The following is a 12,731-nucleotide window of genomic DNA, read 5'->3' on the forward strand; positions in this document are numbered from 1 at the left end:
GTTATAAAGCTATGAAAATATATACTTTTTTTACAATACGTAAATAAAATAAAGGCGGGAGACTTTTATCAAGTTTACAGCTTTCAATAACTTTTGAAGCAACGGAAAGTCATGTGACTTTTGGGAGCAGGAACAATTAAATAGTATTTCTTTAAAACAGGAATCTTTTCTGGATTAACTGAAAAAGGCATTTCGTGTTCAATGCCCCATAAAGGTAGACACTATTTGGGTATTTTTTTGTTAAAAATCAACATCGTAAATGTTGATTTTGATGTATTGCAGTAAATTATTCCTATATTCTTCTTTTGAAATATTTAATTCCTTATCAAAAGTATTTGCGTAAAAATGGAGTAAATCTAAGACGTCGTCCTTTGTTGTTGCCAAAACATCGATGTACTTTAAATATCGCCAATAATCGAAATAATCCTCATCATAATATTCATCTGTTTCTGCCAAAATTCTTTTTTGAAAAGGAAATCCTTCTACTTCATATTTTTTACTTTCACAATAAGTAACAATTAAATTTTGTACCGCACTTTCGTAAATTTCTGCCGTTGTAAAATCTTCAATGTCTCCTGGAACTTTTTTCCATTCTTGATAGTACTTTTCGATTTCTAATTTAATTTCAGGTATTTCCATTTGAATTTAATTTAACTTAACTTTCATTTACATAGTATCTCTATCTACTGTGACTACCAAAAAGAGGTTCAATTTTATTGCAAGCATTTTTCCTAAATGTTCTAATATTCTGCTGTATCAAGAGGCAATTTTTAAACATTTATAGTTATGTTTTTTTTATACCAATAGTATAGTTGTAATCCTTGAATTCTTTCTTCTTTGTGATAACCAAATGTGTCGCTATTATACCCGCAACATTAGTCAAATCATCAGATTAATTCAATTACTTCTTTAAATTTTGAATTATAGATTACAGTATTCATTTTTCTAAAACTTACTTTTTTTCGTGCAGGGCTCTACTCAAAACCGTTACAATCGCTATTAATTATTTTTATTAAGGACATGAGGTCATGAGACCTCGAAGAGAAGGAAGAACGTTATTTTTATGAATTCTTCACCATTTTTTAAATTGTGGTTTGCTGCTATATTGGATGTTTAATTCTTATGCGAACCTACTATAGGTTTTAATTCTTTTGCTAACTCAATTTCAAGAACTCCAAGTAAGGTTTTCATCTCTTCTGAAAATACTATGTAATTTAATTTCAAATTGCCAAAATCTTCAGGTTTGTACCAATAAGCCAGTTGTAAACTTCCGGTTTTGTCATTTACAGAATGCCCCAAATGATTAACAAACCTATAGTGAAATTTATCTTTTACTTTACCAACATATAGTGTTCCATTCGATTCTCTTAGAATTTTTGGTATTTCTGAAAATTTTCTTCCATTTGTTTTGTGTCTTGCATCTGCAAATACTTGTTCTAAAGAATCACTTTTTAATTTTTCAACATCATAAGTAAACCAATATAAAACAGGTTCTTTTTTAGGCAAACTCTCGTATAAATCTTTAAAAATTTCACACTTAGAAAATGTCTTTGACTTTATGTAATTCTCAGCTAGAAAACTACTATCGATTTCTATAGTTTTAATTTTTAAATCACTATCCTTGAGTGTGTCAATACACTTATTTAATTTATTAATTTGATCACCAACAATATCATGTATTTTTTTCTTCATTGTATAATTTCGTTATTCATTTTGATATTAACTGTAGAAACCGGCCATTCCCAATTCTTCTCCAAAAAAAGTCGTCTTATCATTCATCTCCCTAAGCCATCATCCCCTTAACAAAAACCTCCACAAACTCTTTCATCTTCGCAATGATACGATCTCCGATTGTTCTGGCTTGGAGGATGCTTGGCCTATTATCTAGGCATTGGAAAACCTCATCTTTTATGGGTTCTCTACCGCTGTAGATGTAGGCATCGATTAAGGCTTTGAATTGGGCTTTGTCCAGATGTTCGTCTTCGCAAAGTTTGCCTAATGCTAGTACCTTTTGGTCTTGCCAGTATTTTTCAAATTCATCTTCAATATTGTCTCCATCTTTGATGTGAGGCAAGTTTTCATCTATAAATTTCTGAATCAACTCTCGCTTGCTTCTTAACTGAATATCGCCACCCAATAAATCAATGATGGCTTTGCGTTGTGTTGCTGCTGCCGATGGTGTTTTTGCTCCTTTTAATTGTGCCAGTAATTTCAAGATATAAGCAACGTTGATTCGGTCTCTGTGGATTAATTCTAGTTCAAAATCTATGTCGTCGAGAATTGATGTCTTTTGTTTTTCATTATCTCGCTTCACCTTTTGATATAAGTCCAGGTATTTGGCTTTGTAGTCTTCAAATTCCTGTTCGTCAATTCCTAAGTCCTCCCAATCAAAATCGGTGTAGGATTGCAGGACATTCATCGCTCGCAATACTTTTCGAAAAGCTTGCACAAATTGAGCTTCGTCTTCTTCGCTCTCCAAATCATTTACGCTTTGGTAAGTTGGTGTAATTTCACGTAACAGTTTTAATGCTTCATCAAACTTCTCGGCTATATTTTCATAATCAGGCATCGTTACCACTTCTACAGCTTCTTTATTCGAAAACAAAGTAATGGCATCGTCTGTGGCTTTTTTGAGGTTTCTAAAAGATAAAATATTTCCTTGCGACTTCTGTTCGCCTAAAATTCTATTGGTTCTTGAGAAAGCCTGGATTAAGCCGTGTTGTTTTAAGTTTTTATCCACATAAAGTGTATTCACTTTTTTGGCATCAAAACCAGTAAGCATCATATTCACAACAATCACAATATCCAAACGGTCTTTCTCGTGATTGAAACTTTCCTTTTCACGATCTTTTAAACGTTGGCTTATGTTTTTGAAGTAATTCTCAAATTGTTGACTGTCTTTGGTCGAAAAACTGGTGCCATACATTTTGTTATAATCGCCAATGTAAGTTTCTAATTTATCTCTGCTACGTTTCGATTGATATGGCGTTCGTGGTTCTGCCAAAACATCAAAATCTATTTCATCACCAGGCAAATAATCCTGAGCTTCGTCTGAATCTTCATTGGTGCCGTAGGTAAAAATAGTCGCTATTCGCAAATCGTGCTCGCCGGCTTCTTTCTTTTGCTGGAAAAGGTCGTAATACTGAATCACATTATCGATACTGCTTACTGCCAAAAGTGCCGAGTAATCTCTGCTAAAGGTTTTTTGGTTGTGATAAGCAATAATATAATCAACGATTTTGTTGATTCGCTTTTCAGAATCCAACACTTCCTGTTTGTCAATGTCTTCGACTTCAATATCGATAAAGGCGTTGCTTTTGTTTTTGTATTTCCCCACGTATTCAATTCCAAAACGCAATACATTTTGATCGCGAATGGCGTCGGTAATTACGTATTTGTGCAGACAGTTGCCAAATAAATCTTTAGTAGTTCGTTTTCCTAAATCGTTTTTAGATGCGTTTTCCGCAAATATGGGTGTTCCGGTAAAACCGATTAATTGGCTTTTATCAAAGAATTTTGTAATTCTATCGTGTGTTTCTCCAAACTGAGAACGGTGGCATTCGTCAAAAATAAAAACGATTTTCTTATGGCGCAAAGCTTCTATTTTACCTGAAAAGCGCTGAGAAATCGCGTTATTTAATTTTTGAATTGTAGTTAAGACTAATTTCGAATTATCGGTTAATTGCTTGATTAAAGATTGTGTATCGTCGGTAGTACTAACGCTGTCTTTTTTGAAAGCGTTGAATTCTTTCATCGTTTGGTAATCCAAATCTTTTCGGTCTACAACAAAAACCACTTTGTACACCTCTGGCAATTCCATCAAAATTTGACTTGCTTTAAAGGAAGTAAGTGTTTTACCCGAACCTGTGGTGTGCCAAATGTAAGCGTTGTCATTTGAGTTTTTGACTTGATGAATTATTGCTTCCGTGGCAAAATATTGATACGGTCGCAAGACCATCATTACTTTGTGGGTTTCGTTAATCACTATATAATGTGCCACCATTTTCCCCAAATGTTCCGGAGTTAAAAAAGCATTTGCAAACTCGGTTAATTCGGTAATGTTTTTATTGTTTCTATCCGCCCAAAAGAAAGTTTGCTTGACGGATTGCAATTTGTTATTTGCCAAATATTTGGTGTTCACACCGTTGCTGATAACAAACAATTGCACGTATTGAAACAAACCGTGATAGCTCCAAAAAGAGTGCATTTGGTAGCGGTTGATTTGATTGAAAGCTTCCTTGATTTCGATGCCGGAACGTTTTAGTTCTATTTGCACTAATGGCAAACCGTTGACCAAAAGCGTGACATCAAAGCGATTTTTATAGCTTCCCTCTAAGGATATTTGATTGGTAACTTGATATACATTTTGGCTTGTATCTTCCGTATTAAAGAAACGAACATAAAATGAAGTGCCATCTTCTTTATCCAACTGAAAACGATCCCGAAGCGTTTTGGCTTTTTCAAAAACATTGCCTTTGGCCAAATGATTTAAAACAGCACCAAACTCTTTGACTGTAAAAGTGGTTTCATTGAAAGCTTCTAATTGACTTTTGAGGTTAGTAACCAAAGCATCACCATCTTGTATTTTTACAGATTTATATTTTAAACCAACCAATTGCTTGATTAGGTTGTTTTCCAGTATGGCTTCGGATTGGTGGCTCATGTTTTTATATAAATAATTGCAAGAACGCCATTTCTAAATACTTATATTAAATTCAGCATCTTTATCAACTAGCTGATTTACATTGATAGTCGGAAGAATAAATTTATTAAATTCTGTACCTTCTGTTCTAGAATGTAAAATTCCTCGGGAAGTTCCGATGGTTAACATTGTTAAATGGCTAATGAAATTTTTTGGAAAAATAACATTACTATCTTTAAGAAATGAAGTCCAAGCCTCTGGTTCAATTTTAAAATGACAGCTTACCTGTATTTTAATAAATGTTTTCTTTGCCTGTTCAAAAGTAAAAGTAGCAAAAACCCCAATTAATTTTTGATCTGTATTAATTTTGAATTCCAACGAAGTTGTGATGTTTGCCTCTTTTTTTGAGGAAAAATTTTCTTCAAACAAAGCAAATTGTTCTGTTTTGATAGCTGCCAAAGCAAAGCCTATTGATTCCATTTTAATTATGCTGTTTGTTCGAAATAGTTATACTTTTCAGAAATTGGATTATACTCCATTTTAAATTCTTTTTTAGCTAATAAAATTTCATCTCCGCTATTGTACTGCATTTTTGGAGCAACATACTTTTCAGTTGTAGTGATTGCAACTTTCGATGTGCTTTTGCCCTTATTTTTTTCAAAGTAGGATGCTAATATTGGAATATCTAAAATGTCTTGAAGTTTTATTTGAGTTTCCAAAGTGAGGTTTTCTTGGCCTTTTATTATTTTAGAAACTTGTTGGGGACTCACGTCTAATTCTATAGCTAATTTTTTTTGAGTCCAATGTAATTCATCCAAACGATCAAGAACTTTTAGGGCAATATTTTGAGATTCTCTCAACATTGCTCTATTTTTTATTCTTTCTCTATTTTTGGCTATTGTATTGGTTTTTTCTGAAGAAACCAAAGCGGTGAATTTTTCTATATTACTCATTGTAATTCGTTTATAAGTTCGTAAAAAGAATCTGTATCAAAAATGGAGTTCTCTTGTAAATATTCTTTTGCTGCCTTGATTTTTGTTAGTTCATTATTTGAATCGGGATGATCCTGCATAGCTTGACTCATTTTTATAGCGCCACCTGTAATAACGAAACAATTGGCATCAATTTTAATAGCATAGATTCTAATTCCATTGTTATCAATTTTTCCTTTTTGTAAAGAAAGTATTTTAATCCCCGATTCTGTATCAAAAAGTGTTCTAAAATAAAATTCTAAAGGTTGATTATTTGTCGTAATTTCTTCTAATACATCTTGTATTTGTTCAGCATCTTTTAGTCTGTCCTTTACAAATTGATTTATATTTTCTATAGCATTGCTTTTTGCATATTTTCTAAGATAACTAACATCTGTCCAATTATCCATTAGTCGATCATACTCATTATCTACTTCTCCAGGGTAGTGGAAAGCAAATAATGATGGTGCAAATATAGCATCTATTTTCATTTAATCAACTTATAGGTTTATTTTATTGTGTTCTTTTTAACAATTATTTACACAAACATTTGCTGCAACAAGCCTTTTTTAAAGCTTTGCGTTTTGGTGATTTGTTGGTTCGTACTTTCTATTTTAACATCGATACTCGATAAGAAATTAGCGATTTTTTGTTGCTCTGGTAGTGATGGAAGGTTTACAATAAAAGTTCGAAAATCTTTAGTTGTAAAACTTGCTTGATTAACTGCAGGTTTAGTTATAGACTGAATAAAATCTTCATACTGCTTCAAGTGAAAATAATTTATCATAAAATGACTAGTTACTTTTTCATTAAAGCGTAAACGCAACAAATTTGTAGTGAAAATTGTTTTCCGTTTCATTAAATCTGAAAACATAGCAACTTTACCAATTTGAGCAATACTATTTATAAAATTTACTAGTAAATCTCCTTCTGATAATACATAATTTTCCAAATTAGCACCTTGATTATCAATTTTAAACCAATATTTAATATCTGTTACATCTATTCGGCCATTTTGTAAATTATTAGAACGAATTATAGGTAATCCAATATCTGTGTCACTTAACATTCTAGAAATACCACTTTGCATTAATGTTACTAGTTCTCCCAACTTTTTCTCTTCCCAATCCGGATAATCCTCTCCATTCTCATCTTTAAAGCGCAATTTGCCAGAGAACATTTGTTGCATTACGCCTTTTTTGTATTGTTCTAATAGTTCTTTTTTGCGGGATAGTTGCTGTATTTTTTCATCGACCGCACTTAAAAAAGAAGCTATTTTTTGTTGTTCTGGGAGGGTTGGGATTGAAATCTCTATTGAATTTATTTCGTTTGGAGATAAATTTGGAGGGTCTGAACCTGCAATGTTATTTTCAATAGATTTAATTAAATCTGTCTTTTGTAATAGTGAATAAATAAAATAATGTGAATTCTTAGAAATTATTTTACCAACCCGTTGATTTAATAAAGCTCCGTCGAAAAACCTATTTATTTCGGCAATCTTTAATTTTCCATTTAGGATGGGTCTAGTTAATGCAACAACAAAATCACCTTTTTTTAAAATAAATTTTTTGTGTTTTTCTTTTAATGAAATAGGAAGATATGAGAGGTTATTGCTCTTCATTTCTTGAATCCCAACATCAGCAATTTTAACCCATAAAACTCCTTCATCTACTGATGATTTACTTGCAAAAGCATATCCATTAAAAATTGTAAAAGCTTCTCCTAATTTAATTTTATTCCATTCTCCCCCAAACTCCTTAAATCTCAATTTAGGAACAAGAGTTTTTTTCTTTTCGATATCTAAAATTGCTGTACTCATTAGAATGGGGTTTCAATTCCTAATTCCGTACAAAATTCTTCAATGGTAGCATCGGTTGTTTTACCAAGGTTTGCCAATTCCCTCAATTCGGTCGTTATGGCATTTAAATCTATGGCATCTTCTTCTTCAAAGGTATCCACATAACGAGGAATGTTCAGGTTGTAATCGTTGGTTTCTACTTCGCTCAAAGGCGCAAGATGGCTGTATTTAACTTCTGCAGTCCTGCTTTTGTAAGTGTTAATGATTTTGTCAATATCCTCGGTTCGCAACACGTTTTGGGTCTTAACCTTTTCGTAATGTTGGCTGGCGTCTATAAACAAAATGCTTCGACTGCGCTCAGCATCCTTGTTTCGGTCTTTCTTCAAAACCAAAATGCAAGTCGGTATACTGGTTCCGTAAAAAATATTGGCAGGCAAACCTATTACGGCATCGAGATAATTTTTTTCTTTTATCAAATATTCACGAATGTGTCCTTCGGCACCACCACGAAATAAAACGCCATGAGGGAGAACAATAGCCATGGTTCCATTATCATCCAACTGGTGCACCATGTGCTGTACAAAAGCAAAATCAGCTTTACTGCTTGGTGCGAGTTTTCCATAGGCAGAGAAACGGTCGTCGTTCATAAACAAAGGACTCGCGCTCCAATTTGCCGAGAATGGGGGATTGGCCACAATGGCTTCAAAACGCATGTCATAATGTTGTGGGCGTTCCAACGTATCTTCGTTCTTTATGTCAAAACGTTTGTAATGTACATCGTGCATAATCATGTTCATACGGCATAAGTTGTATGTCGTAGGATTCATTTCCTGTCCGTAAAATTCACTTACACTTTTTACTTCTTTGGCCACACGCAACAACAATGAACCCGATCCACAAGTTGGGTCATAAACACTCTTGAGTTTATCTTTGCCCACCGTTACCAGTTGTGCCAAAATGCTACTCACTTGTTGCGGGGTATAGAATTCTCCCGCTTTTTTTCCTGCGCCACTGGCAAACTGCCCAATCAAATATTCGTAGGCATCGCCCAGTACATCGCTATCGGTGTTTTCTAAATCAAAATCAATTTCGTCCAGATGCACGAGGACTTTTACAATCAATTCGTTTTTGTTGGCTTCGGATTTTCCTAGTTTGTGTGAAGTTAAATCCAAGTCGGAAAACAGGTTGCCAAAATCTTCCTCACTTTCTGATCCCATCGTGCTTTGCTCAATGTGCGTGAGTACTTTGGCTAAATCGCCCAAGATAAAATTGTTTTTTCCGCCAGCATTACCTCTTCGAGCCAATTCCGAAAACAATTCGGATGGCAACAAAAAGTAACCTAATTTATCTAACGCTAATTGTTTGATTTCTTCCAGCAAGGCCGCTTCATCAGCATGTCCTTCGACGTCTTGAAAAGTCAAGCCGTCTGGTTCAAGTATTGTGTTGGCATACAAGTCCATTTTGGTACTTAGGTACTTGTAGAAAATAAAACCTAATATGTAATCTCTAAAATCATCGGCATCCATTTTCCCGCGCAGGGTGTTTGCAATATTCCAGAGTTGTTGTTCTAATTTTTGTTTTTGTTCGGCTGCCATTAAGCAATTATTGTTTTGAATTAAAATAGGAAATATAGGTTTGCTAAAGTATCGAATTTATACTAAAACGGGTAGAAGAAAATTGTAAAATGAATGAGTATCACGTATAATTTAATTCTTTTTAACGTTGTTTTATATTTTTAAATTGATTTAAAGCTCATTAGCAATATTAACAAATACCATGTCTCTTATAATTCGTGTTCTGATCAAAAGTGAAGGTCAAATATTTAGGCATAAGTATTCCCTGTCGGAAATACTTATGCCTAAATATTCGATTACTATAGTATTAATTTTTAATATGCTTGATTTTTGTGTAGTGTTTAAATTAATTGAAACCTTTAAATAAAATCTTTTAAAGCTAAAAGGAATTTAAAATAACTTTCCAATCCATTATATTAGAGATAGGTAAACTGCTACTTTGGGAATAAATAAATATCAAAATCGAGTTTTTGTACCATACACAAAACAGCGTCATCCCTTTAATTTTTAGGCTTCTAGCGGTTTTGTAAAATATCCTTAAAAAATTAAAAAAGATTTCTTTTTCTTTTAAAAATTAATAAAAAGTCATTTTACAGAAAAGTCCGAAAAAAAATTGCTTTTAAAATCAATTATATCATTTGTTAGATTTAGATTTTGAGCCTTTAAGCAAACCTTGTATCTAATTTTTATTTTAAAAAATTGGATATCATCAGCTCATTTTTTTTGTTTTTCGAAAAGACTAAAATTTTTGAATTACATCTTCCGTTGAGCTTGAGTTTTTCGCCTTTAAAACTGAACCCTAAATTTAAAAATGATTTTAGAAAGCAATCAGGACAAGTTTAAATCTAGTGTTCTTGGCTTGTTTGAGGAAACGAAAAGAAGCCTTAGAACTCTTTTTAAGACTTGGCCAGTAATTGTGTCTAAAAACATTTTTACCAACTTTGTTTGGTTTTTATGGCAAAAAATTTAAACTGAATAAAATAAGTACATTAAAACGTTGTAAAAACTATAAAATGAACTTTGATTAATGGACTTCAAAAATGCACTTAAATATCTATCTAAAGCCACAAAAAGGGAAACAAAATGAGTAATTTTTTTGTTCATCAAAACGAAGGTTTTTGTGTATCGTTATGTCAGGATAGGACATAATTACAAAATAAAACCACACATATGTTCTCTTTTTGAATATTAAACATTTATAAAACAAAACAAAACAAATAAAAAAGAAAAAGTATTTGCGTGTCCCAATTATTATTTACAATATTTGCCAAAGCATCAAGAATCCGCCAAGGCGGATGCCAACCGATTAACTCATGACACGGTGGCTTAGTATGCGGGACAGTCGTTCAAATGTATTGAGAAGCCACTTTCTTTATCGCATTATTTCGACTTAACAAAAAAGTTTAATTTTTAATTTGTTACGTTATGAATACTCATGCAATTACTTTAAAGTTTGAAAACAGCTTTCAAGCATTTCCTGCTACAGCATTGGAAATCGATTTCACATCCGCAATTGTTCACAATTACGGTATAATCAGCAATCAGACCTATCTTTTATCGTCACACACCAGCAGTTAAATACTATTTTGACTTTACGGGAATTATCCCTTTCAATATGGGTTACCTTTAATGAAATTCGATATTAATTGAAAAAGTTACATCTGAAATCAATAAAAAATAAATCATGAGCAACACAACAATTATTTTAGACAGAGAATATTTTACGGCGGAAATCACCAAAGCATTTTTACGAGATTTAGAAATCGCATGCAAAACTATGGAGCCAGTTTTGTTTGCAAAGCTTTTCATTACTTATGATTTATCCTTTGTGGAAGATTATAAAGAAGTTTTAAGCACTATTTTAAACCGTATGGAAAGTTGGAACAACCTGTATAAAGAAACAGAACTGCTCGATGTGAAACAATTCGATTCAAAATGCATGTTTTGTAAAATTGGGAAAACGGTAAAAGCGTATCGTTGGACTTACAAATACACAAAGGACCTAAAAAATAAGAATATAATTTTTGGCCAGTCCATAGCATTTTATTTTGACTTTGATAAAGACCGATTAATAGAGTTTGGTGTTTGTAATGGTTTTTTAGACAAAGAAGAAATGAATAATCTAAATTCGCTTGGATAATCACATTTAAAATTACCAACAAATTATATGAAAACATCTTTTAACTATCCCGAAGAAGATAAAAACAGTAGCGTTCTAATTACAGCTCCAACCTTTAATGCTCAAGCAACAATTGGGTTGATAAAAGGTTATTCCAATGAATTAATCTCATTTAGTGATTTCAAAATGGTATTATTGACAGCTCAGAAACAAATAAAAAAGGAGTTCGAACTTGTTTTGAGTACTAAAATAACGTTATGCGAAATTGTTTGTTTAGGACAAGAAGAGCCCTCCGTTTCGTTGGACTTTATTCAATATCCAAAATTCCAAATTGAAGAAGCAGTGCTGAGAAAAGCGATTATCCGTTTGATAGAAATTTTGATGGAATTACTCCAGCAAAACAGAGTGGTTATCGTCTTTCCAGACAATACCATAATGCTAGAACAATCTGAAACTATTGATCCAAATATTACACTCTAATCTTATAATTCAAGATGTTCCTTACTTGTCGGGGCATAAGTAGGAGATGAATAAGTACTAGTATTGCTATAAGTTGGAGTACTATAATTGCTAGAAGTAGTTCTTCTGGAGCTATAACCGTCTCTCGGATGAGTTCCTGCTTGCCCTTTGTATGGATTCACATTGCCAACTGTACTGTAATTGTCATTTCGAGTGTAATTTGGTGCCGTTCTTTGATGTGGTTGAACGTAAGTTCCGTTGCTTCTGTAATACCCGCTTACAGAAACTTGGGCAAATGATAAAGCTGTAGTAAATAAAAATGCGATAAGGAAAAGTAAATTTTTCATAATAAGTAAATTTAAAATTGTTAATGTTTATTTGTTTATACTCATTAATACAGAAATAATAAAAAGGTAACCCTATGAAATAAAAAAAATCCAAATTCTTTTTAAAATGAATTTGGATTTAACACAGGTAAGTTGTGAAAAACTTAACGTTATAATAATTGCGATAAAAAAAGATATATCCATTATAAATGAGTCTCCTCATATAAAATTTTTTACATTGCATTATGTAGAATTAAAAAAAATTGTCAAATGCCTTTATTTAAAAGTACTTTTAAAAAAAAGAAGAGTGTCTGAATTAAAAATGAATTATTAATTTTCTAAATTCTCTAAATTGATCTTTTCAAATTTCGGTAATTCAATGGAAATTAAATAGTTATTGACTAATTTATCTAATTCACTTTCTGTATTAATATCTTCTTCTAAATAATATTCTAAATCTGGATATACAACTAAAATATTTTCATTAGTAATATTTAGACATTTACGCATTGCTTTAAAAAATTTTATCTCAGAATATTCAACTTTTTCATCAGCATTAATAGTATTAATTGCAAAGTCTATTATGGTTAACTCTTCTTCTTTTGTTAAGACAGTCTTGTGTAGTAAATTAAAATAATATTGAATAAATTCTGAGCCGAGTTCATTAATTTTTGCTAACAAAACATTGATTTCTTTACCGTAATCAAAGTCTATAAATAATGGAGATTGTTGGCACATTTTTTTTATTAAAGTAACTTCTCTGTTATCAATATGTCCATCAGAAGCCATACAACAAAATGCAGTTTTTAATAGTAATTTGTCAAAAGTGATTGTTTCCATTT

Annotated in this window: 13 protein-coding genes and 1 riboswitch; of the genes, 3 read left to right on the plus strand and 10 right to left on the minus strand. The window is 32.1% G+C overall.

Going from position 1 to position 12,731, the window contains the following annotated elements:
* Window positions 1–240: 240 nt before the first annotated feature.
* From VLC96_RS10395 to VLC96_RS10430, 8 genes are all read right to left on the minus strand, one after another.
* Window positions 241–639, minus strand: coding sequence for a hypothetical protein (locus tag VLC96_RS10395; RefSeq protein WP_325262720.1), 399 nt, complete (start codon window positions 637–639; stop codon window positions 241–243).
* A 474-nt stretch (window positions 640–1,113) separates the two neighbouring features.
* Window positions 1,114–1,692 carry a hypothetical protein gene (locus tag VLC96_RS10400; protein WP_325262722.1) on the minus strand — a complete coding sequence of 193 codons (579 nt, stop codon included), beginning with the start codon at window positions 1,690–1,692 and terminating at the stop codon, window positions 1,114–1,116.
* 91 nt (window positions 1,693–1,783) lie between these two features.
* Complete coding sequence (locus VLC96_RS10405; RefSeq protein WP_325262724.1) at window positions 1,784–4,663, minus strand: type I restriction endonuclease subunit R; 2,880 nt, start codon at window positions 4,661–4,663, stop codon at window positions 1,784–1,786.
* 33 nt (window positions 4,664–4,696) lie between these two features.
* Window positions 4,697–5,122: a hypothetical protein gene (locus VLC96_RS10410; protein WP_325262726.1), complete on the minus strand. Its 426-nt coding sequence runs from the start codon at window positions 5,120–5,122 to the stop codon at window positions 4,697–4,699.
* A gap of 5 nt (window positions 5,123–5,127) precedes the next feature.
* Window positions 5,128–5,595 (minus strand): helix-turn-helix transcriptional regulator, encoded by a 468-nt coding sequence (locus VLC96_RS10415; protein WP_325262728.1) that lies wholly within the window; start codon window positions 5,593–5,595, stop codon window positions 5,128–5,130.
* The gene (locus tag VLC96_RS10420) at window positions 5,592–6,104 is read right to left on the minus strand and encodes a hypothetical protein (protein WP_325262730.1); all 513 of its coding nucleotides are present in this window, start codon (window positions 6,102–6,104) and stop codon (window positions 5,592–5,594) included. The genes VLC96_RS10415 and VLC96_RS10420 overlap by 4 nt, the downstream gene beginning before the upstream one ends.
* 47 nt (window positions 6,105–6,151) lie before the next feature.
* Window positions 6,152–7,432 (minus strand): restriction endonuclease subunit S, encoded by a 1,281-nt coding sequence (locus VLC96_RS10425; protein WP_325262732.1) that lies wholly within the window; start codon window positions 7,430–7,432, stop codon window positions 6,152–6,154.
* Window positions 7,432–9,006 (minus strand): type I restriction-modification system subunit M, encoded by a 1,575-nt coding sequence (locus VLC96_RS10430; RefSeq protein ID WP_325262735.1) that lies wholly within the window; start codon window positions 9,004–9,006, stop codon window positions 7,432–7,434. The genes VLC96_RS10425 and VLC96_RS10430 overlap by 1 nt, the downstream gene beginning before the upstream one ends.
* A 1,246-nt stretch (window positions 9,007–10,252) precedes the next feature.
* Window positions 10,253–10,349: riboswitch (SAM-I-IV-variant riboswitch) on the plus strand.
* A 61-nt stretch (window positions 10,350–10,410) separates the two neighbouring features.
* On the opposite strand from VLC96_RS10430, the gene VLC96_RS10435 reads away from it, so the two are divergent.
* From VLC96_RS10435 to VLC96_RS10445, 3 genes are all read left to right on the plus strand, one after another.
* Window positions 10,411–10,563 (plus strand): hypothetical protein, encoded by a 153-nt coding sequence (locus VLC96_RS10435; RefSeq protein WP_325262737.1) that lies wholly within the window; start codon window positions 10,411–10,413, stop codon window positions 10,561–10,563.
* Window positions 10,564–10,669: 106 nt separating this feature from the next.
* The gene (locus VLC96_RS10440; protein ID WP_325262739.1) at window positions 10,670–11,125 is read left to right on the plus strand and encodes a hypothetical protein; all 456 of its coding nucleotides are present in this window, start codon (window positions 10,670–10,672) and stop codon (window positions 11,123–11,125) included.
* A 27-nt stretch (window positions 11,126–11,152) separates the two neighbouring features.
* Entirely contained in the window at window positions 11,153–11,584 is a 432-nt protein-coding gene (locus VLC96_RS10445; protein WP_325262741.1) for a hypothetical protein, read from the plus strand.
* A 2-nt stretch (window positions 11,585–11,586) separates the two neighbouring features.
* On the opposite strand, the gene VLC96_RS10450 is transcribed toward VLC96_RS10445, so the two are convergent.
* Together VLC96_RS10450 and VLC96_RS10455 are read right to left on the minus strand one after the other, a co-directional pair.
* Window positions 11,587–11,910, minus strand: a complete 324-nt coding sequence (locus tag VLC96_RS10450; RefSeq protein WP_325262742.1) for a hypothetical protein — start codon at window positions 11,908–11,910, stop codon at window positions 11,587–11,589.
* A gap of 309 nt (window positions 11,911–12,219) precedes the next feature.
* Window positions 12,220–12,729 (minus strand): tellurite resistance TerB family protein, encoded by a 510-nt coding sequence (locus tag VLC96_RS10455; protein ID WP_325262744.1) that lies wholly within the window; start codon window positions 12,727–12,729, stop codon window positions 12,220–12,222.
* Between the last annotated feature and the right edge of the window lie 2 nt (window positions 12,730–12,731).

It is taken from the genome of Flavobacterium sp. (assembly GCF_035456085.1).
In the GTDB taxonomy this organism is placed as follows: domain Bacteria; phylum Bacteroidota; class Bacteroidia; order Flavobacteriales; family Flavobacteriaceae; genus Flavobacterium.

What these genes read in the sequence shown, in the direction of transcription:
- VLC96_RS10395 (WP_325262720.1), bottom strand. Translation starts at nt 639, where the DNA reads ATGGAAATACCTGAAATTAAATTAGAAATCGAAAAGTACTATCAAGAA.
- VLC96_RS10400 (WP_325262722.1), bottom strand. Translation starts at nt 1,692, where the DNA reads ATGAAGAAAAAAATACATGATATTGTTGGTGATCAAATTAATAAATTA.
- VLC96_RS10405 (WP_325262724.1), bottom strand. Translation starts at nt 4,663, where the DNA reads ATGAGCCACCAATCCGAAGCCATACTGGAAAACAACCTAATCAAGCAA.
- VLC96_RS10410 (WP_325262726.1), bottom strand. Translation starts at nt 5,122, where the DNA reads ATGGAATCAATAGGCTTTGCTTTGGCAGCTATCAAAACAGAACAATTT.
- VLC96_RS10415 (WP_325262728.1), bottom strand. Translation starts at nt 5,595, where the DNA reads ATGAGTAATATAGAAAAATTCACCGCTTTGGTTTCTTCAGAAAAAACC.
- VLC96_RS10420 (WP_325262730.1), bottom strand. Translation starts at nt 6,104, where the DNA reads ATGAAAATAGATGCTATATTTGCACCATCATTATTTGCTTTCCACTAC.
- VLC96_RS10425 (WP_325262732.1), bottom strand. Translation starts at nt 7,432, where the DNA reads ATGAGTACAGCAATTTTAGATATCGAAAAGAAAAAAACTCTTGTTCCT.
- VLC96_RS10430 (WP_325262735.1), bottom strand. Translation starts at nt 9,006, where the DNA reads ATGGCAGCCGAACAAAAACAAAAATTAGAACAACAACTCTGGAATATT.
- VLC96_RS10435 (WP_325262737.1), top strand. Translation starts at nt 10,411, where the DNA reads ATGAATACTCATGCAATTACTTTAAAGTTTGAAAACAGCTTTCAAGCA.
- VLC96_RS10440 (WP_325262739.1), top strand. Translation starts at nt 10,670, where the DNA reads ATGAGCAACACAACAATTATTTTAGACAGAGAATATTTTACGGCGGAA.
- VLC96_RS10445 (WP_325262741.1), top strand. Translation starts at nt 11,153, where the DNA reads ATGAAAACATCTTTTAACTATCCCGAAGAAGATAAAAACAGTAGCGTT.
- VLC96_RS10450 (WP_325262742.1), bottom strand. Translation starts at nt 11,910, where the DNA reads ATGAAAAATTTACTTTTCCTTATCGCATTTTTATTTACTACAGCTTTA.
- VLC96_RS10455 (WP_325262744.1), bottom strand. Translation starts at nt 12,729, where the DNA reads ATGGAAACAATCACTTTTGACAAATTACTATTAAAAACTGCATTTTGT.